Annotated in this window: 20 protein-coding genes and 2 pseudogenes; 17 read left to right on the forward strand and 5 right to left on the reverse strand. The window is 63.9% G+C overall.

Features of this window, described 5'->3' with window-relative positions:
- The 3 genes from tnpC to tnpA form a co-directional block, all read right to left on the reverse strand.
- On the reverse strand, positions 1 to 1,445 hold a 1,445-nt coding region (tnpC, locus tag HNQ95_RS29810; protein WP_182575967.1), incomplete at its 3' end, for an IS66 family transposase.
- Between the two features lie 72 nt (positions 1,446 to 1,517).
- The gene (gene tnpB, locus HNQ95_RS29815) at positions 1,518 to 1,871 is read right to left on the reverse strand and encodes an IS66 family insertion sequence element accessory protein TnpB (protein WP_182575966.1); all 354 of its coding nucleotides are present in this window, start codon (positions 1,869 to 1,871) and stop codon (positions 1,518 to 1,520) included.
- Entirely contained in the window at positions 1,868 to 2,755 is an 888-nt protein-coding gene (gene tnpA / locus HNQ95_RS29820) for an IS66-like element accessory protein TnpA (protein WP_182575965.1), read from the reverse strand. The genes tnpB and tnpA overlap by 4 nt, the downstream gene beginning before the upstream one ends.
- Before the next feature lie 257 nt (positions 2,756 to 3,012).
- Here tnpA and HNQ95_RS29825 point away from each other — a divergent pair, with 257 nt between their 5' ends.
- The 5 genes from HNQ95_RS29825 to HNQ95_RS29845 all read left to right on the forward strand — a co-directional run bounded on the left by HNQ95_RS29825 (position 3,013) and on the right by HNQ95_RS29845 (position 7,992).
- On the forward strand, positions 3,013 to 4,779 hold the full coding sequence (locus HNQ95_RS29825) for a relaxase/mobilization nuclease domain-containing protein (RefSeq protein ID WP_182575964.1): 1,767 nt from the start codon (positions 3,013 to 3,015) through the stop codon (positions 4,777 to 4,779).
- 24 nt (positions 4,780 to 4,803) lie between these two features.
- On the forward strand, positions 4,804 to 6,786 hold the full coding sequence (locus HNQ95_RS29830; protein WP_182575963.1) for a conjugal transfer protein TraG: 1,983 nt from the start codon (positions 4,804 to 4,806) through the stop codon (positions 6,784 to 6,786).
- Positions 6,787 to 6,798: 12 nt separating this feature from the next.
- Entirely contained in the window at positions 6,799 to 7,227 is a 429-nt protein-coding gene (locus HNQ95_RS29835) for a ribbon-helix-helix domain-containing protein (RefSeq protein WP_182575962.1), read from the forward strand.
- A gap of 85 nt (positions 7,228 to 7,312) precedes the next feature.
- Positions 7,313 to 7,567 carry a type II toxin-antitoxin system Phd/YefM family antitoxin gene (locus HNQ95_RS29840; RefSeq protein ID WP_182575961.1) on the forward strand — a complete coding sequence of 85 codons (255 nt, stop codon included), beginning with the start codon at positions 7,313 to 7,315 and terminating at the stop codon, positions 7,565 to 7,567.
- Positions 7,564 to 7,992, forward strand: a complete 429-nt coding sequence (locus HNQ95_RS29845; RefSeq protein WP_210283885.1) for a type II toxin-antitoxin system VapC family toxin — start codon at positions 7,564 to 7,566, stop codon at positions 7,990 to 7,992. Before HNQ95_RS29840 ends, HNQ95_RS29845 begins: the two co-directional genes overlap by 4 nt.
- On the opposite strand, the gene HNQ95_RS29850 is transcribed toward HNQ95_RS29845, so the two are convergent.
- Entirely contained in the window at positions 7,989 to 8,273 is a 285-nt protein-coding gene (locus HNQ95_RS29850) for a hypothetical protein (protein WP_182575959.1), read from the reverse strand. The two genes, HNQ95_RS29845 and HNQ95_RS29850, sit on opposite strands and share 4 nt — an antisense overlap.
- A 26-nt stretch (positions 8,274 to 8,299) precedes the next feature.
- Between HNQ95_RS29850 and trbB the strand changes: the two genes are divergently transcribed.
- The 12 genes and pseudogenes from trbB to HNQ95_RS33860 all read left to right on the forward strand — a co-directional run.
- A complete protein-coding gene (trbB, locus tag HNQ95_RS29855) occupies positions 8,300 to 9,235 on the forward strand; it encodes a P-type conjugative transfer ATPase TrbB (RefSeq protein ID WP_182575958.1) in 936 nt (311 codons plus the stop codon).
- Entirely contained in the window at positions 9,232 to 9,564 is a 333-nt protein-coding gene (locus HNQ95_RS29860) for a TrbC/VirB2 family type IV secretion system protein (protein ID WP_182575957.1), read from the forward strand. The genes trbB and HNQ95_RS29860 overlap by 4 nt, the downstream gene beginning before the upstream one ends.
- Positions 9,565 to 9,634: 70 nt before the next feature.
- The gene (locus tag HNQ95_RS29865; protein WP_182575956.1) at positions 9,635 to 9,910 is read left to right on the forward strand and encodes a VirB3 family type IV secretion system protein; all 276 of its coding nucleotides are present in this window, start codon (positions 9,635 to 9,637) and stop codon (positions 9,908 to 9,910) included.
- 10 nt (positions 9,911 to 9,920) lie between these two features.
- Positions 9,921 to 12,407, forward strand: a complete 2,487-nt coding sequence (trbE, locus tag HNQ95_RS29870; RefSeq protein WP_182575955.1) for a conjugal transfer protein TrbE — start codon at positions 9,921 to 9,923, stop codon at positions 12,405 to 12,407.
- On the forward strand, positions 12,404 to 13,165 hold the full coding sequence (trbJ, locus tag HNQ95_RS29875; protein ID WP_182575954.1) for a P-type conjugative transfer protein TrbJ: 762 nt from the start codon (positions 12,404 to 12,406) through the stop codon (positions 13,163 to 13,165). Before trbE ends, trbJ begins: the two co-directional genes overlap by 4 nt.
- 11 nt (positions 13,166 to 13,176) lie before the next feature.
- A complete protein-coding gene (trbK-alt, locus tag HNQ95_RS29880) occupies positions 13,177 to 13,497 on the forward strand; it encodes a putative entry exclusion protein TrbK-alt (RefSeq protein WP_182575953.1) in 321 nt (106 codons plus the stop codon).
- Positions 13,498 to 13,499: 2 nt separating this feature from the next.
- Positions 13,500 to 14,876, forward strand: a complete 1,377-nt coding sequence (gene trbL, locus HNQ95_RS29885) for a P-type conjugative transfer protein TrbL (protein ID WP_182575952.1) — start codon at positions 13,500 to 13,502, stop codon at positions 14,874 to 14,876.
- A gap of 3 nt (positions 14,877 to 14,879) precedes the next feature.
- Complete coding sequence (trbF, locus tag HNQ95_RS29890) at positions 14,880 to 15,569, forward strand: conjugal transfer protein TrbF (protein ID WP_182575951.1); 690 nt, start codon at positions 14,880 to 14,882, stop codon at positions 15,567 to 15,569.
- Entirely contained in the window at positions 15,566 to 16,612 is a 1,047-nt protein-coding gene (trbG, locus tag HNQ95_RS29895; protein WP_182575950.1) for a P-type conjugative transfer protein TrbG, read from the forward strand. Before trbF ends, trbG begins: the two co-directional genes overlap by 4 nt.
- Positions 16,609 to 17,823, forward strand: a complete 1,215-nt coding sequence (locus tag HNQ95_RS29900) for a TraB/TrbI/VirB10 family type IV secretion system protein (protein ID WP_182575949.1) — start codon at positions 16,609 to 16,611, stop codon at positions 17,821 to 17,823. Before trbG ends, HNQ95_RS29900 begins: the two co-directional genes overlap by 4 nt.
- Positions 17,820 to 17,906: pseudogene (locus HNQ95_RS29905) on the forward strand (DUF2274 domain-containing protein); the annotation flags it as partial. The gene HNQ95_RS29900 and the pseudogene HNQ95_RS29905, both read left to right, overlap by 4 nt.
- A 20-nt stretch (positions 17,907 to 17,926) precedes the next feature.
- Positions 17,927 to 18,073: pseudogene (locus tag HNQ95_RS33860) on the forward strand (DNA-binding protein); the annotation flags it as partial.
- Positions 18,074 to 18,502: 429 nt separating this feature from the next.
- On the opposite strand, the gene HNQ95_RS29915 reads toward HNQ95_RS33860, so the two are convergent.
- Positions 18,503 to 18,991: a c-type cytochrome gene (locus HNQ95_RS29915; RefSeq protein WP_210283884.1), complete on the reverse strand. Its 489-nt coding sequence runs from the start codon at positions 18,989 to 18,991 to the stop codon at positions 18,503 to 18,505.
- Positions 18,992 to 19,079: the final 88 nt, after the last annotated feature.

Here is a 19,079-nt window from a genome sequence, read left to right on the forward strand (position 1 = left end):
GGCATAGTTCGACGGTCGGCATAAACCTGCTTATGCCGCGCGCGGCATAAACAGGTTTCGGTGAGAGAGCAAACGATCGCCCAGCGGCCGCCGCCGCCATCGCTGCCGGCGAACAGGTGGTTCTTGCGGCCGAGCGCAACGGGACGGATGGCCCGCTCGACCGGGTTGGTATCGAGCTCGACACGACCATCGGTGAGGAAGCGGGTCAGTCCGGTCCAACGCGACAGCGCATAGCGGATCGCTTCTGCAAGCGTGCTGCGTCCGGAGATGTGCTGGAGCTGCACTTCCAGCCAGGTGTGGAAGGCGGCAACAACGGGTTTCGATCGCTGCAGCCGCGCCGCAAGCCTAAGGGCCGGCGACTGTCCGCGCACATCCGCCTCGACGGCATAGATTTCACCGATCCGGCGCAGGGCTTCCGCCGCCACGGGCGATCCGGTCGCTTCGACCACGTCATAGAACTTGCGCCTCGTATGCGCCCAGCAGGCGGCAAGAACGATATCGCCACTGGTAGCGAGCTGTTCAAAGCCGGCATAACCATCGACATGCAGCACGCCCTTGAAGTGCTGAAGATGCGATACCGGGCGCTCGGCCTTTCGGTCCGGCGCAAACAGGTAGACTGCCGCAGGCGGCTCGGGTCCGGCCCAGGGTCGCTGCTCACGGGCATAGACCCACAACCGTCCCGTCTTGGTCCGCCCACGGCCCGGATCGAGTACCGGCACCGGTGTGTCGTCGGCGAACAGATGGTTGGAGGCGAACACGTTCTTCACCAGCCGCTCGTGCAGGGCTTCCAGCCACCAGCAGGCGCCGCCGACCCAACCAGCCAGCGTCGAGCGCGCCAGATCGACACCATGCCGGGCGAAGATCTGCGATTGCCGGTAGAGCGGCGTGTGGTCGCAATATTTGGAGACCAGCACCTGCGCCAGAAGTGCTGGCGTTGCCAATCCGCCGGCGATCAAGCGCTCCGGCGCAGCCACTTGCGCTACAGTCTCGCAGGCACGGCAGGCGTATTTCGGGCGCGTGATGCGGACCACGCGAAGCTGTGCCGGGACCCAGTCGAGCATCTCGCTGACGCTCTCGCCGATCGCATGGAGTGCGCCGCCACAGCACACACAATACGCTTCTTCGATGTCGAGCCGCACGTCCTCGCGTGGCAGATGATCGGGCAGCGGCTTGCGGTGGGATGGCCGCTCCAATGGTGGATGGATGCTCGGCCTGCTCTCCCGGATGCGGGCGATGTCGGCATCGAGGTCTTCCAGGGCGAGCGCCAGCTGGTCGGGATCGAGGCGCTCGGAACGCCGGCCGAACTGCGCCCGCTGGAGCTTCTTGATGATCGATTGGAGGCGCTCGATCTCGCCATCGCGGCTCTCGACGGCAGCTGCCATATCGCGCAGCAGACGCTGCAAAAGTGCTGGATCGGACGGCAGATTGTCGAGATCGATCAACATGGTCGAATCTACCACGAACCGCTCAAAAACCAAAGGATTCCAGCGGTTTCCGTGTCGATCGGCGGACCGTTTTCAGCCGGCCAGCGCTGGTCTCCAGACACGCTCGGGTGCGCGCCAGTCAATGCCCTCGATCAGCATGGCGAGTTGCGCAGGTGTCAGCGTGATCGAGCCGTCATGACCTGCCATGCGTGGCCACACGAAGCTGCCCTGGTCGAGCCGCTTGGTGAACAGACACAGCCCGTTGCCATCCCAGAACAGGATCTTGAGCAGCGACGCCTTCTTTCCCCGGAAGGCAAACAGATGCCCCGAGAACGGGTCCTGTTTCAGCGTTGCCTGGACCAGCATGGCGAGACCGTCGAGGCCTTTCCTCATGTCGGTGTGACCCAGCGCCAGATGCACCTTCACGCCCGCCGGAACGATCATCATGATGCAGTCCCTCCGCTGTCGACGAACGCCCGTACCGCAACAGGATCAATGCCCGCAGGTGCAAAGACACGCCGCCCATCCGGCAGTTCGATTGCCATCATCCCGTCAGGCGGCTGCACAAGGTTCTGCAGCGCGAGTGCCGCTGCCGCGTCCGTTGCCAGCGTCACAGATGCCAGTTTCGCTTGCTTCTTCTGCGTCACGCCGAATTCCGCGCGCCAGCGAAACAGGATGCCGGTCGCGATCCCATGCCGGCGCGCCACAGCCGAGACCGTTGCACCTGCAGCTTCACTCTCTTGCACGATGGTGAGCTTCTGTGCGTCCGTGAAAAACCGGCGGAAGCGCGTGGCGGGAGTGTCATCTGGACGCGCTGTCAAGCCGTTTTCGGACGTCGCGCCGTTAGTGATATCACTAACGGTCGGGCGGGCGGCGGGATGAAGATGTGCCCGCCAGTCGATATCCAGTTCGCCATCCTCCAGGCGGTCACGCCAACGGCGCAGCGCGTAGGGCGAAAGTTGCAGTGCCGCGGCGTATTCGCGAACGCCCATGCCGCTCCAGTTCATCGCCTCGACATGCATTGCCCAGAACGCCCGGAGCGCACGATTGCGCACATCCGTGCTCACGCCAAAACGTTGGCGTTGACGCCGGCGCGGCCCTTTCTGGCGGTGTTGCGGACACGCTTCTCGGAGCAATTGTGCCTGCGATTCCGCATGTTTGCGCGCTGCTTCCTTGCCCATCAGGTGGTCAAGCCAGCGCTCGAACGTACGCCGGTTGAGACGGTGATGGCGGCAATAGGTTGTGCGCGCCAGCCCGCTCTGACGCCACGCTTCGACGTGAACCACCCAGAAGGACTTACGCGCCGTGTTCTCGAAATGTCTCAAATTCACCGGAGACCCTCCACGCTACGAAGGAACTCCACATGCTGCGATTTTGCACTACGCCAACGAGGTGTCAGGACCGGACGCTTACGAAACGACAGAGGACGGCAAGATAAAAGCGCCAGCGCGGTCAAAGGCCAAGTCATTGACATGACTTGCCTTTCGTTCAGCATGGCGGTCGGTCGCGGGCATACTGCCCGGAATTGGCCAACAATTACAACGGCTCCGCATGCACAGCCCAGCTCGACGACGCGGAGGCGTTCGCGATGAGCGAGGGCGACAGCGAGTTCCGCATCAAGCCAGGGCGCATTCGTTCGACACGGGCGCCGAAGGCGAAGGGCTTTATCCAGCAGGTCCTGCGCGCCGCCCGGAAGGCAGGTCATATGGTGGGCGGCCTTTCCAAGACCACGGTGGCCACCTCGCGACGTGGTCATTCCACCTTTGGGCGAGGCCGCAACATCTTTGGCCGCTCTCGAGTGTTCGGCAGTTCCCGCCGCGTCGTGGTGACCGCACGCATCGCTCGCCATCAAGGCAAGGCTTTCCGATCCGCGCCGCTGACCGCGCACGTTTCCTATCTCAAGCGCGAGGGCGTCAGCCGCGACGGCGAGAAGGGTGTGATGTTCGACGCTAACAATGACCGCGCCGACGATATCGCCTTCGCCGATCGCTGCAAGGACGACCGGCATCATTTCCGTTTCATTGTCTCGCCCGAGGACGCAGCCGAGATGACCGACCTCAAGGCGTTCACGCGCGATCTAACCCGGCAGATGGAAGCCGATCTCGGCACGCGCCTCGACTGGGTCGCCGTCGACCACTGGAACACCGACAATCCGCATGCCCATCTGCTCGTGCGCGGCGTCGACGACACCGGCGCCGACCTCGTGATCTCGCGCGACTACATCAGCCGTGGCTTGCGCTCCCGGGCGGAAGATCTGGTCGACATCGAGCTCGGCCCCAAGCCCGAGCACGAGATCCGCAACGCGCTGGAAAAGGAGATCACCGCTGAACGCTGGACCCGCATCGACGCCGAGATCCAGCGCGCGGCCGACGAGACTGGCTACGTCGATCTCAGACCCGACCAAACCGGCCTGGCCGATCCCGAGCTGCGCCGCCTCATGGTCGGCCGCCTTCAGCATGTCGAGAAGATGGGCCTCGCCGTCCAGGGCGAGCCCGGCCAATGGGTCGTGCGGCTCGAAGCCGAACGAACGCTGCGTGATCTCGGCATCCGCGGCGACATCATCAAGACGATGCACCGCGCCTTCACCGAGCGCGGTCTGGATCGCGGGATCGCCGACTATGTGGTCGACGGCGCAGCATCCGGCGCGCCGATCATCGGCCGCCTTGTCGATCGCGGTCTTCACAACGAGCTGACCGGTGAAGCCTATGCCGTCATCGACAGCGTCGACGGGCGCGCGCACCATGTCCGTTTCAGAGGCGTCGAAGCGTTCGACCAGGCGCCAGCCAATGGCGGCATCGTCGAGGTACGTCGCTTCGGCGACCCGGACGATCAGCGCCCGACCCTCGTGCTCGCCACGCGCTCCGATCTCAACCTGCAGGCTCAGGTCACCGCGCCAGGCGCAACCTGGCTCGACCATCGCCTTGTCCAACGCGGGGCCATGTCGATGTCACCGGCAGGATTCGGCCGCGAGGTACGCGACGCCATGCAGGCGCGCGCCGAGCAACTCGCCGATCGGGGTCTCGCCCGACGCGATGGCCAGCGCATCGTCATGCAGCGCGATCTCCTTGCCACGCTGCGCCGGCGCGAGCTCAATGCTGTTGGCGAGAAGCTTTCGGGCGAGACCGGCCTGCCGCATGTGAATACGCAGAGCGGCGAGCATGTCGCCGGCACCGTGCGCCAACGCCTCACCCTCTCCTCCGGCCGCTTTGCCATGATCGACGACGGTCTCGGCTTCCAGCTCGTGCCTTGGTCGCGCGAACTCGACCGCAGGCTCGGTCAGCACGTCACCGGCGTCGCGAAGGACGGCGGCGGTATCGAATGGTCGATTGGCCGCAAACGCGACCTCGGCCTCTGACAATCGACAGACAGGAATCTCGCCATGTCCGCGACGAAAATCCTCTGGGGCCAGATCACTGTGGTCTTCCTCATCGTGATCGCCACCATCTGGGCCGCCACGCAATACGTCGCCTGGCAACTCGGGTTTCAGGCGCAGCTGGGGACACCCTGGTTCAAACTCGCGGGCGTCCCCGTCTACTATCCGCCGGCCTTCTTCTGGTGGTGGTACTTCTTCGACGCTTATGCTCCTGAAATCTTCAACAAGGGCGGCATCATCGCAGCGTCAGGCGGCTTCATTGCTATTGCCGTCGCCATCGGCATGTCAGTCTGGCGCGCCCGCGAGGCTAAGAATGTCCAGACCTATGGCTCGGCGCGATGGGCCGAGACCAAGGAGGTAGAGGCGGCGGGCCTGCTCGGTGCGGACGGTGTGGTGCTGGGACGGGTGGAGCGCGACTATCTGCGCCATGACGGGCCGGAGCATGTGCTGTGCTTTGCTCCGACCCGTTCGGGCAAAGGTGTCGGCCTTGTCGTTCCCACGCTACTGACCTGGCCGGGCTCTGCCCTCGTACACGACATCAAGGGCGAAAACTGGCAGCTCACCGCCGGCTATCGCGCCAGGCATGGCCGCGTATTGCTGTTCGATCCGACCAACCCAAAATCGGCTGCCTACAATCCCCTGCTCGAGGTCCGCCGCGGCGACTGGGAGGTCCGCGACGTCCAGAACGTCGCGGACGTGCTGGTCGACCCGGAAGGCTCGCTGGACAAACGCAACCACTGGGAAAAGACCAGCCACTCGCTTCTGGTCGGTGCGATTCTGCACGTCCTTTACGCCGAGGAGAACAAGACCCTCGCCGGCGTCGCTGCCTTCCTGTCGGACCCACGCCGCCCGATCGAGGCAACCCTGGCGGCGATGATGACCACAAAACATCTAGGAGACGCCGGACCGCATCCTGTCGTGGCCTCGACCGCGCGCGAGCTTCTCAACAAATCCGACAACGAGCGCTCCGGCGTGCTGTCGACCGCCATGTCCTTCCTTGGCCTTTATCGCGATCCCGTCGTGGCCGAGGTCACCAGCCACTGCGACTGGCGTATCGCGGATCTCACCACGGACGTACGACCAGCGACGCTCTATTTGGTGGTGCCACCCTCCGACATCTCTCGCACCAAGCCGCTGATCCGTCTCGTGCTCAATCAGATCGGCCGGCGGCTGACCGAGGACCTGCATTCCAAGGAGCGCAAGCACCGCGTCCTCATGTTGCTCGACGAGTTCCCCGCGCTCGGCCGTCTCGACTTCTTCGAATCCGCGCTCGCCTTCATGGCCGGCTACGGCATCAAGAGCTTCCTGATCGCCCAGTCGCTGAACCAGATCGAGAAAGCCTATGGCGCGAACAACTCGATCCTCGACAATTGCCATGTCCGCGTGAGCTTCGCGACCAACGACGAGCGGACCGCCAAGCGCGTCTCGGACGCACTCGGCACGGCAACCGAAATGAAGGCGATGAAGAACTATGCCGGTCATCGGCTCTCGCCTTGGCTCGGCCATATCATGGTCTCGCGCTCGGAGACCGCGCGCCCGCTGCTCACTCCCGGCGAGGTCATGCAGCTTCCGCCCACCGACGAGATCGTCATGGTGGCCGGCACACCGCCCATCCGCGCGAAGAAGGCTCGCTATTATGAAGACGCTCGCTTCTGCGAGCGCGTCCTACCCCCGCCCGATCCGAAGAATTCCGGCCTGACGCGGCACAGCGATGGCTGGTCAACGCTACAACCACAGAAGCCCGATCCGGCACTGACGGCGGCTCATACGCCGGACAACGCCAATGCCGGCCTGCGCCGGGAGCCCGAGCTTCCCGACCACGTCGCCATCGTCAAGGAGACCACCGATCAACGTCCCGCGGAAGAGTTCGCGCATATTCTGGACGATGAATCGGAGGATGCCGCACGCCAACGTCAGGCGCTGCGCCGCCAGATGACAGGCATCGCCCGCCAGGTCTCGCTCGATCCCGGCGACGGCATGGAACTATAGGAGGAGTCTGCTATGCGCGATCGTCTCAACCTCACGCTTCCGGTCGAGCTCATCAGTCGGATCAATGAACTCGCTGACCGCAAGAAACTCGCAAGATCCGCTATCGTCGAAGCCGCCGTCGCGTCCTTCCTTTCGCCGGACCACTCCGACGCCAGGGAGGCAGCATTCACGCGGCGGCTCGACCGCCTTACCCGGCAGGTTCAGCGAATGGAACGTGATCTCGGCGTCACGGCCGAAACGCTTGCGCTCTTCGTCCGCTTTTGGCTGTCGATCACGCCGCCATTGCCACTGGATGCCCAGGCTGCGGCGCAGGCAAAGGGCCGGGAGCGGTTCGACGGCTTCGTGGAAACGCTCGGCAAACGTCTTCAGAAAGGGCAGAGCTTTCTGCGCGAGATTCCGGACGACATGCCGCCATCCACGGTTGACGATCAGCCTGGATGACCCCAGCCGCGGCCACTGCCAAATGAGGTTGCATCAGCACTTCATCTAATGTAGTAACGTACCTACATTCTCGATGGAGGTTAAAATGCCCATCACGACTTTATCGAGCCGCGAGCTCAACCAGGATGTCGGGCGCGCCAAAAAGGCGGCTGTAAATGGCCCGGTGTTCATCACCGACCGGGGCAAACCCGCCCATGTGCTTCTCAACATCGAAGACTATCAGCGACTGATCGGAAAGAGCCGAAATCTTGTCGAGGCATTGTCGATGCCGGGACTCTCCGAAACGGATTTTGACCCGCCCCGCGCCACCATTCCAAGCCGCGAGGTCGATCTCTCCTGATGTTTCTCCTCGACACCAACATCATTTCCGAGTTGCGCAAGGCCGGGGACGGCAAAGCGGACCCGAATGTTGTCGCGTGGCTATCGCGAAGCGATGCGACAAGCTTCTTCATCTCCGCAATCTCTCTCATGGAGCTTGAAATCGGCGTACAACGCATGGAACGGCGCGACGCGGAGCAAGGCATGCGCTTGCGAACCTGGATGGACACGCACGTCATTCCGGAATTTGCCGATCGTACGCTCCCCGTCGATGCGACAGTTGCGCTGCGCTGCGCAAGATTGCATGTGCCAGATCCACGCGCCGAGCGCGACGCACTGATCGGTGCGACAGCGCTGGTCCATGGAATGACGGTCGTCACCCGAAATCTCGCGGATTTTTCTGCGTTCGGAGTGGACCTCGTGAACCCCTGGGAAGCCCAAAGCTAACGGTCGATTACACCAGACCCGGCAGTCTGGAGCGACGCCGCGATGATGAGCGAATCCGAGTCGGTTCCTAGTCCAGATTTGAACTCTTGCACGTCGATCTTCTCTTTCGTCTTCAAGCGCAACTCCGCCGTTCTCCTGTATTTGCACGCCACACTACGACGGCCGCTCAAACCTATTGAAGCGGCCCAATAGATGGCTTTCTTAATCATCCCCGATCCAGGGCCGCGCAGCGCGCCGCCCGCACGAGAACGGGGACGACGTGGCAATTTCTCAAGCAACATCCGAGGCTTCTTTGCGCGGTGCACGCATGCTGCGCACAGCGCTCGGGCCGGCTATTGCCGCTTTCCTGGCAGACCCGTCCATCGTCGAGGTGATGCTCAACCCCGACGGGCGGCTCTGGATCGACCGCCTCACCAGTGGGCTTGAAAATACGGGCCGCACGCTGTCAGCCAGCGATGGCGAGCGCATCATTCGCCTCGTCGCCCATCATGTCGACGCCGAAGTCCATCCCGGTAATCCGCGCGTATCAGCCGAGCTTCCCGAAACGGGAGAGCGGTTCGAAGGACTTCTGCCTCCTGTGGTGGCGGCACCCGCCTTCGCGATACGCAAGCCCGCAGTCGCCGTCTTCACGCTCGACGACTATGTGTCGGCCGGCATCATGGTCGCCGCACAGGCCGAAGTACTGCGCAACGCCGTTGCCTCCCGCGCCAACATCCTCGTTGCCGGTGGCACGTCAACCGGTAAGACCACGCTTACCAATGCGCTGCTCGCCGAAGTCGCCAAGACCTCCGATCGCGTCGTCCTGATCGAAGATACACGCGAGCTGCAATGCGCCGCGCCCAACCTCGTCGCGCTGCGCACCAGGGACGGGATCGTCTCGCTGTCCGATCTCGTGCGCTCGTCGCTACGGCTGCGTCCCGACCGCATTCCCATAGGGGAAGTGCGGGGCTCGGAAGCGCTAGACCTCCTCAAAGCCTGGGGCACCGGCCATCCCGGAGGCATCGGCACCATCCATGCCGGCACCGGCATAGGTGCGCTGCTCCGCCTCGAGCAGCTTATCCAGGAAGCCGTCGTCACCGTCCCGCGCGCTTTGATCGCAGAGACTATCGATCTCGTCGCCGTGCTCTGCGGCCGTGGCGCGCAACGCCGCCTTGCCGAACTCGCTCGCGTCGAGGGCCTCGGCCCCGACGGAGACTACCGCATCACCGCCATAACAATCAGCAACGAAGGAACCTCCATATGACCCCGCCTATCTCCCGCGCGGCACGCCTTATCCCGGCTTTCTGCTCGGTCACCCTCATGTCGCTCACGCTGGCGCCGGCCGCGCACGCCTCTGGTTCGTCCATGCCCTGGGAACAGCCCCTGCAGCAGATCCTGCAATCGGTCGAAGGTCCGGTCGCCAAGATTGTCGCGGTGATCATCATCATTGTGACCGGCCTGACACTGGCCTTCGGCGACACCTCGGGCGGCTTCCGCCGGCTGATCCAGGTCGTCTTCGGCCTGTCGATCGCTTTCGCCGCGTCGAGCTTCTTCCTGTCCTTCTTCTCCTTCGGCGGCGGAGCGCTCGTCTGATGGAGGATGACAACTGGCGCGCCACAGGCGCGCAAAAGGCCCCAGTGGGGCGTTTCGAAGGAGGAATGCCATGAGCCATAGCGAATGGCCGGAAGTCCCGGGATTCAGCGCGCCCGTCCATCGAGCGCTCACCGAGCACATCCTGCTCGGCGGCGCGCCGCGCTCGATCGCCATCCTGAACGGAACGCTTGCCGCAGCACTCGGCCTCGGCTTGCGGCTCTGGATCGTAGGAATCGTGCTCGGCCTCATCGGACACCTGGCCGCCGTCTGGGCCGCCAAACGCGATCCGATGTTCGTCGACGTGGTACGCAGGCATCTCCGCATCCCCAGCCATCTTAGAGCATGAGGTGGACGCGATGATGAACCTTGCCGAATATCGCAACCGCAGCGCCCGGCTTTCGGACTTCTTACCCTGGGCAGCGCTCGTACGCGAGGGCGTAGTCCTCAACAAAGACGGAAGCTTGCAGCGCACCGCTTGCTTTCGCGGTCCCGATCTCGACAGCGCAGTGGCTGCCGAACTGGTGGCGGTCGCCAGCCGCCTCAACAATGCCTTCCGCCGTCTCGGCTCCGGCTGGGCGATCTTCGTCGAAGCGCAACGCCACGCCGCCGGCTGCTATCCCCAGAGCATCTTCGCCGACGCTGCATCCGCCCTCGTTGACGCCGAACGCAAGGCCGATTTCGAAGAAGCCGGCGCGCACTACGAGTCGAGCTACTTCCTGACCTTCGCATACCTGCCTCCCGCAGAAGACGCCGCACGCGCGGAAAGCTGGCTCTATGAAGGCAAGTCCGAGAACGGCGTCGATACAGGCGAGATCGTCACCGGCTTCATCGACCGTACCGATCGCATCCTCCAACTAGTCGATGGCTTCATGCCCGATTGCGGCTGGCTCACCGACCCGGAGACGCTGACCTATCTGCACGCCTGTGTCTCGACCAAGGGGCATCGCGTTCGCGTCCCCGAGACGCCAATGCATCTCGACGCGCTGCTCGCCGACCAGTCGCTGACCGGCGGGCTCGAGCCGCGCCTTGGCGATCAGCATCTACGCATTCTCACCGTCGTCGGCTTTCCGACAGCAACCACGCCAGGAATTCTGGACGAGCTCAACCGCCTCGCCTTCCCCTATCGCTGGTCGACCCGCGCCATCCTGCTCGACAAGACCGACGCCACCCGGCTGCTCACAAAGATCCGCCGCCAATGGTTCGCCAAACGCAAATCGATCGCCGCGATCCTGAAGGAGGTAATGACCAACGAGGCGTCAGCGCTTGTCGACACCGACGCGGCGAACAAGGCGGCGGATGCCGATCTCGCCCTTCAGGAGGTCGGCGCCGACTATGCTGGCCAGGCTTACGTCACCGCGACGCTCACCGTCTGGGATGCCGATCCACGCATCGCCGATGAGAAATTGCGGTTGGCCGAGAAGGTCATACAGGGCCGAGACTTCACCTCGATGGTCGAAACCATCAACGCCGTGGACGCCTGGCTCGGCTCCCTGCCCGGGCATGTCTATGCCAATGTCCGGCAGCCGCTGATCTCCACCATCAATCTCGCCCACATGATCCCGCTTTCGGCGGTGTGGGCGGGGCCAGAGCGGGACGAGCACTTCGCAGAACCCCCTTTGCTGTTTGGCAAGACCGAAGGCTCCACCCCGTTCCGGCTTGCACTTCACGTCGGCGATGTCGGCCACACGCTGATCGTCGGCCCGACCGGCGCGGGCAAATCCGTGCTGCTCGCGCTGATGGCGCTGCAGTTCCGCCGCTATCGCCACTCCCAGGTCTTCGCCTTCGACTTCGGCGGCTCGATCCGAGCCGCCACCCTCGCCATGGGGGGCGACTGGCACGATCTCGGCGGCGGCCTGAGCAGCGACGTACATCAGCCCGTCCAGCTCCAGCCACTCGCCCGCATCCATCATGTACCAGAACGCGCCTGGGCCGCTGACTGGATCGTCTCGATCCTGACCCGCGAGAACGTGCAGATCACACCCGAGGTGAAAGAACATATTTGGTCGGCGCTAACCTCGCTCGGCAGCGCGCCGGTCCCCGAACGCACCATCACCGGCCTCACAGTCCTACTCCAATCGAATGATCTGAAGCAGGCTCTGCGCCCCTATTGCGTCGGTGGTCCCTATGGGCGGCTTGTCGACGCCGAATCCGAGCGCCTCGGCTTCGCATCGGTGCAAGCCTTCGAGACGGAAGGTCTGGTCGGTACGGGCGCCGCACCCGCCGTCCTCTCCTACCTCTTCCACCGCATCGAGGATCGCCTCGATGGCTCGCCCACGCTAATCATCATCGACGAGGGCTGGCTTGCGCTCGACGATGACGGGTTCTCCGGCCAGATCCGCGAATGGCTGAAGACGCTGCGCAAGAAGAACGCCAGCGTCATCTTCGCCACGCAATCGCTCTCCGACATCGACGGCTCGGCGATCGCGCCAGCGATCATCGAGAGCTGCCAGACGCGCCTCTTGCTGCCAAACGAACGCGCGATCGAACCGCAGATCACTGCGATCTATCGCCGCTTTGGTCTCAATGACCGCCAGATCGATATCCTCGCCCGCGCCACGCCGAAGCGCGACTACTACTGCCAGTCGCGCCGGGGCAATCGCCTGTTCGAACTCGGGCTCTCCGACGTTGCCCTCGCGCTCTGCGCCGCGTCGTCCAAGCAGGATCAGGCGCTGATCGGCCAGGTCCACGATCGCGCAGGCGCGGACGGCTTCCTCGCCGAATGGCTGCGAGCCCACGACCTACATTGGGCGGCCGATCTCATCCCGAACCTAACCAATGTCGCGCCGACCGACACCCATGCGCCCGGCATCCCAGCCCCCACCGAACAGGAGACATGTTTATGACCATTCGTCATCGCCCCCGCCTGCGCGCCGTCCTTATGGCTGCCACCGTGCTGGTCGCCCCGATCGTTGCCACGCCGATCCTGGTCACACCCGCCCAGGCGCTCATCGTGTTCGATCCGTCGAACTACACGCAGAATGTGCTGACCGCCGCACGTTCCCTCGAGCATATCACCAACCAGATCACCTCGCTTCAGAACGAAGCACAGATGCTGATCAACCAAGCGCGCAACCTCGCCAATCTGCCGTTCTCCGCGCTCCAGCAGATCCAGCAGTCGGTCCAGAAGACACAACAGCTTCTGAGCCAGGCCCAAAACATCGCCTTCGACGTCCAGCAGATCGATCAGGCGTTTCAGCAGACCTACAAGAACGTTTCGCTGTCGACCTCCGATCAGCAACTCGTCACTGATGCCCGCTCGCGCTGGCAGAATACTGTCGGCGGTCTGCAGGACGCCATGCGCGTACAGGCTGGCGTCGTCGGCAATATCGAGACCAACCGTGCGCAAATGTCGGAGCTCATTGGCCATAGCCAGAACGCTGCCGGCGCGCTGCAGGCGACACAGGCCGGCAATCAGCTGCTCGCCCTCCAGGCCCAGCAGCTCGCGGACCTCACCGCCGTCGTCGCCGCCACAGGCCGCGCGCAAGCACTGACCGAGGCCGAACGCGCTGCCGCCGCCGAACAGGGCCGGGAACAGCGTCGCCGCTTCCTGACGCCGGGCTCTGGCTATCAGGCCGGCGACGCCAAGATGTTCAATCGCTGAGGGCCGTGACCATGGACGGCAAGACCCTCGCGCGCATCGCAGCCATCATCTTCGTCGCGGTCGCCATCACGGCGACCGCGCTCGAGATGAGCCGGAAAGAAGAGCTGGTGGCGGTGATCCCGCCGGCGTTTGCGCCATCTGCGCCCAACCCGCTGCGCGAGGACCTTCGGCGATGCCAGGGTTTCGGCGAAGCGGCGCTGCGCGACCGCAATTGTCTGCGCCTGTGGGCCGAGCAGCGAGACCGCTTCCTCGGTTTCAAGACGCCGCCGGCGACCCCATCACCAGAGCCCTTCACCCAGTCTCCGGCCGCGACAGCGACGGAGGCGCAATAGGCATGGGCAGCACCGGTGTCATCGACCAATTCCTCGGCACCTTTACACGCTACATCGATTCCGGCTTCGGGCTTCTCGGCGGCGAAGTCGCCTTCATCGCCACCACGCTGATCGTCATCGATGTGACCCTCGCCGCCCTCTTCTGGAGCTGGGGCGCTGATGACGACATCCTCGCTCGGCTGGTGAAGAAGACGCTGTTCGTCGGCGTCTTCGCCTATCTGATCTCCAACTGGAACAACCTCGCCCGCATCGTCTTCGAGAGTTTCTCCGGGCTCGGCCTGAAAGCGAGCGGGACCGGCTTTTCCGTGCAGGACCTCCTGCGTCCGGGCAAGGTTGCACAGACCGGCCTCGACGCCGGCCGCCCGCTGCTTGAATCCATCTCCGGCCTTATGGGCTGGATCTCGTTCTTCGAGAACTTCATCCAGATTGCCTGCTTGCTCTTCGCATGGGCGCTCGTCCTGCTCGCCTTCTTCATTCTGGCCGTGCAGCTTTTCGTCACTTTGATTGAATTCAAGCTGACTACGCTCGCCGGCTTCGTGCTGATCCCCTTTGGCCTCTTCGGCAAATCCGCCTTCATGGCCGAGCGCGTACTGGGTAACGTCGTCTCCTCCGGCATCAAGGTGCTGGTGCTTGCCGTGATTATCGGCATCGGCTCGACCCTCTTTAGCCAGTTCACGGCCGGCTTCGGCGGCCAGAACCCGACCATCGACCAGGCCATGGCGATCGTGCTCGCCGCGCTCTCGCTTCTAGGCCTCGGCATTTTCGGACCCGGCATCGCCAACGGGCTCGTCTCGGGCGGTCCCCAGCTTGGCGCGGGAGCAGCAGTCGGCACTGGCCTTGCCGCTGGCGGCGCGATGCTCGCCGCCAGTGGTGCTGCCGGCCTTGCAGCGCGCGGCGGTGCGGCCGCGCTCTCGGGAACCGCTGCCGCCGCGCGCGGCAGCGCATCGCTCGCAGGTGGAGCTTCGGCCGCCTACAGCCTCGGCTCCGCCGGCCAGTCCGGCGCGGCAGCCGTTGCCTCTGGTCTCGAGGGCGTCGCCCGGGCCGGCGGTTCCGCTGCCGTCTCGCCGCTAAAGCGAGCGATCGCACACACCGGCGAATCCATGAAATCCAGCACTGCCTCTGGCACGAAGTCCGCCTTCGAAGTCACCGGCGGCTCCTCGACCATGGGGACTGTCGGCGATGGAGCAAAGGCGGCCAACAATGCCGCCTCGTCCAGCGCGGACGCGTCGGGGCACACCGCCGGCGGCCCACCCGATTGGGCCAGGCACATGCAGCGCTCCCAGCGCGTCTCCCACGGGGTCCAGACCGCCGCTCATGCCGTTCGCGCCGGCGACAGCCATGGCGGCGGCTCCTCCATCAATCTCTCTGAGGGGAACTAACCGATGAACATCTTCCGACGACCAACCACGCATTACGGCAAGACGGCCGAGCCAGAGACGCCATATCAACGCGCCGGACAGGCCTGGGACGAGCGCATCGGCTCAGCCCGCCTACAGGCGAAGAACTGGCGCTATATGGCCTTCGGCTGCCTGATCCTCTCAGGGGGCTTCGCCTCCGCCCTCGTCTGGCAATCGGCCCGCGGCACGATCGTTCCCTGGGTAGTGCAGGTCGATCGTCTCGGTCAGACCCAGGCCATCGCGCCTGCGGTCGCCGACTATCAGCCCACCGATCCGCAGGTCGCCTGGCATCTCGCCCGCTTCGTCGAGCAGGTCCGTTCGATCCCTGCCGACGCGATCATCGTGCGGCAGAACTGGCTACGCGCATACGAGTTCACGACCTCGGTCGGCGCCATGGCGCTCAACGACTACGCCCGCGCCAACGATCCTTTCACCAAGGTCGGCAAGCAGCAGATCGCTATCGACGTCTCCTCGGTGATCCGCGCCTCACCCCACAGCTTCCGCGTCGCCTGGACGGAGCGGCGCTATCAGGACGGCTCACTCGCCGAGACATCCCGCTGGACCGCTATCCTCACCGTCGTCGTGCAAGCCCCGCACGACGCCGAAAAGCTCCAGGCCAACCCGCTCGGAATCTACATCAACGCCATCAACTGGTCGAAGGAGCTTGCACAATGACGACCGCCTTCCGCAAAGCCGGCAGGCCGGCTTTCATCTGCGCAAAAACGGGTTTCCGTAAAATCTCTTTGCCGTTTCTCCTGTTCGCCGCTTCGGCGCTCGCAGGATGCGCAACCACCAACCCGCCGCCGGAAATCGAGTACGACAATGCCGCGCCAACCGTGCAGACCTTCGATCCGCCAGCGCCTGTTCGGGTGGTTGAGTTACCGAAGCCCCTGCCGCTTCCCGGTCAGATGAAGCCGCTCGAAACCTCGCGACAAGGAGCCGAACCAATCGATCCCGCAGCCCGCGTGAACCATGCCAATGCCGCAGCCCGCGTGCAGCCGGTGCGCAACGGCTTCATCAACTCGATGCAGGTTTATCCGTTCACGCAAGGCGCGCTCTATCAGGTCTATACCGCCGTCGGACAGATCACCGACATCGCGCTGCAACCCGGCGAGCAGCTCGTCGGCTCAGGTCCCGTTGCCGCCGGCGACACCGTGCGCTGGATCATCGGCGATACGGAAAGCGGCGCCGGCGCCACCAGGCAGATCCACATCCTGGTGAAGCCGACGCGGCCGGAATTGACGACCAATCTCGTCATCAACACCAACATCCGCACCTACCACATGGAGTTGCGCTCGACCGAGCGCACCTACATGGCCTCGGTCTCGTGGCAATATCCGCAGGACCAGCTCATCGCGCTGCGCCGCCAGAACGCGCAGGCCGAAGCCGTTCAGCCCGCCTCGACGGGTGTCGATCTCGCCAACGTCAATTTCCGCTATCACGTAGTTGGCGATCGCGCGCCGTGGCGGCCGCTGCGCGCCTTCGACGACGGCCGTCAGGTCTTTATCGAATTCCCGCGTGGCATCGGCCAGGGCGAGATGCCACCGCTCTTCGTTGTCGGTCCTGAAGGCAAGACCTCCGAGCTCGTCAACTATCGCGTGCGCGGCCACCACATGATCGTCGACCGCCTCTTCGCTGCGGCCGAAATGCGTTTTGGCTCTGGCGACCGCCAGAAGCGCGTCCGCATCGTGCGCACCGACGGAAGGCCGGCGTCATGAGCGAGATCGACCCCGGAAAGGAAAAGGAAGCGCCGTACTGGGAAGGCGCTTTGCCGCTCACCGGCGAACCCGCGATGCGGCTTCGCCCAGAGCCCCCGCGTGTGACGCGGCTGTCGCGTAAGGTGCTAGCTGGTTTCGGTCTCGTCGCCGGCGTCGGCCTGGGCGCTGCTCTGATCTACGCGCTCCAGACCCGCAACGCCGGAAAGCCGGAAGAACTGATCTCTACGGATAGCCGCGCCGTCGCCGATGGTCTGGCGGGCCTGCCGCGCGACTACACCGGCCCAATTCTCGGCCCGCCCCTTCCCGGCGATCTCGGCCGCCCGATCCTCAATGCGCAGAACGCGGTGCCGCCGGCGATCGGCACGCCCGATCCGGGCCTGAGTGCCGAGGAGCAGCACCGACAGCAGGAGCTGGAATCCGCGCGCACGGCAAAGCTGTTCGCCCCCACCGAAACGCGCCCCGCGACATCCGGCACGCCTGCCACCACGCAGACGAGCCCGGCCGTTCCGCCGATGCCGGACCTCGCCACGCTCGGGCTCGGCCCCCAGCCGTCGACGCCAACCGCCGTCGAAAGGCAGAATGCGTTCCTCAATACCCCGCCTGATAAGCGCACCGTCTCGCCCGGTCGCGTTGCGCCACCAGCCTCGCCCTATGTGCTCCAGGCGGGGGCTGTGATCTCGGCTGCGCTCATCACCGGCATCCGCTCCGACCTGCCCGGTCAGATTACCGCCCAGGTTACCGAAAACATCTATGACAGCCCGACAGGACGTATTCTCCTCGTTCCCCAGGGCACGCGCGTCATCGGGCAGTACAACAATGATGTCGGTTTCGGGCAGCGACGCATCCTGCTCGTTTGGAACCGGCTGATCTTGCCGAGCGGGCGATCGATTGTGCTCGAGCGCCAGCCAGGCGCCGATGCTGAAGGCTATGCCGGCCTGGAAGATGGTGTCGATTATCACTGGTGGGATCTGGCCAAGGCCGCCGGCCTCTCGACACTCCTCAGTGTCGGCGCCGAATTGGTGACCAATGACGAAGACCGGCTTATGCGGGCCATCCGCGATGGCGCCCAGGACACGATCAACGAAGCAGGCCAGCAGATCATCCGCCGCCAGCTCAACATCGCGCCGACGCTGACCATCCGTCCGGGCTTCCCGGTCCGCGTCATCGTAACGCGCGACCTCGTGCTCGAGCCCTATGGAGGAACGCAATGACCAAACTAAAGCTCGGCCCGATCGTCGACGAAAAACCCGTGAAGGTTGCGGTGGAGCTACCGGCTTCGCTTCATCGCGAAGTTTTTGGACGACGGAGGCACTGATGGACAGCAAGAAATATCTGACGCCCGAGGAAGTCTCGGCGCGATATCGTGGTGGCATCTCAGTTGGGACGCTGCGAAACTGGCGTGCGATGCGTATCGGTCCGTCGTTTGTTAAAATAGGTAAGGCCGTCTTGTATCCCGCGGATTAGCTCGATGCCTGGGACGAAATGAATAAAGTGCAGTGCCGTGCGTCAAAGCGACTCATCGAGCAAACAATTGACCGAGTGTGATGATTACGATGGGGCACCGCCAACAAGTCGCTCTCAAGTTGGCAACTTGCAGGAAGTAGTCGTCGATTGCCTCAATGAGCGCCATACTCCTAGCGGCAGCGCGCTGCATCTCAGGCATGCCCTTCACCGGTGAGAACATGCCGACCCGCCAGCAAGATGACTTACCGGTCGGCGGCGGCGCCCGCGCTGGTTCTTGGAAGCACGGCGCGACGACCGAAATAGAGAACGGCGCGGCGGATGGTATCACCAAATCCGCTGACCTCGGAAACATGACCTCGCAGAGGGTCCCTGCGTGACACCTGGGTCGGAGTTGGCTGGCAACTGGTAGTTCAAGTGGATTGGCAGTCATCGAACCACCTGACGGCTCTCATACGCACGGTTGAGGTTGTCGTGCCTCTTTTGGATTTCCTCAGGCCATGTCGATTTGATGTACGACAGCACAGCGATGATGTCGTCATCAGTCAACACTCCACCAAATGTCGGCATCCTCGTCCGGTAGTCCCGGAGATTGGCGGCTTCCACCAACCCCAGCTTCGTGATGTTGAGCAATAGCCTGTCCGGATGATGCCATGTGTGACCGCTCTGGTCGTGCGGTGGCGCTGGCAGAAATCCTTCCTTGTTACGAGTCTGCCAGTCGGGTTGGCCTTCCAGGTTCCGGCCATGACAGGAAGCGCAGTACTGAACGTAAACAGCGTTGCCCCTGGCGACCACACGGACATCATCCGCTTTGAGAAATCCCTCAGGACTTCGGAACAGGAAGACGTAGCCTGCAAAGACGCCCGCGGCCGCAGCCAGCGCCACCAAGATGGAAAGCCCCATCTTTGTCATTGGCATGTCCCGTTTGCTGTCGGTCCGCAAGTTCGGCCGCCTCACCGAAAAAACAGATATTTGACCAAGGCCGCGATGCCGAGAACCGCGACGA

The organism is Aminobacter ciceronei (assembly GCF_014138625.1).
Taxonomy (GTDB): Bacteria; Pseudomonadota; Alphaproteobacteria; order Rhizobiales; family Rhizobiaceae; genus Aminobacter; species Aminobacter ciceronei.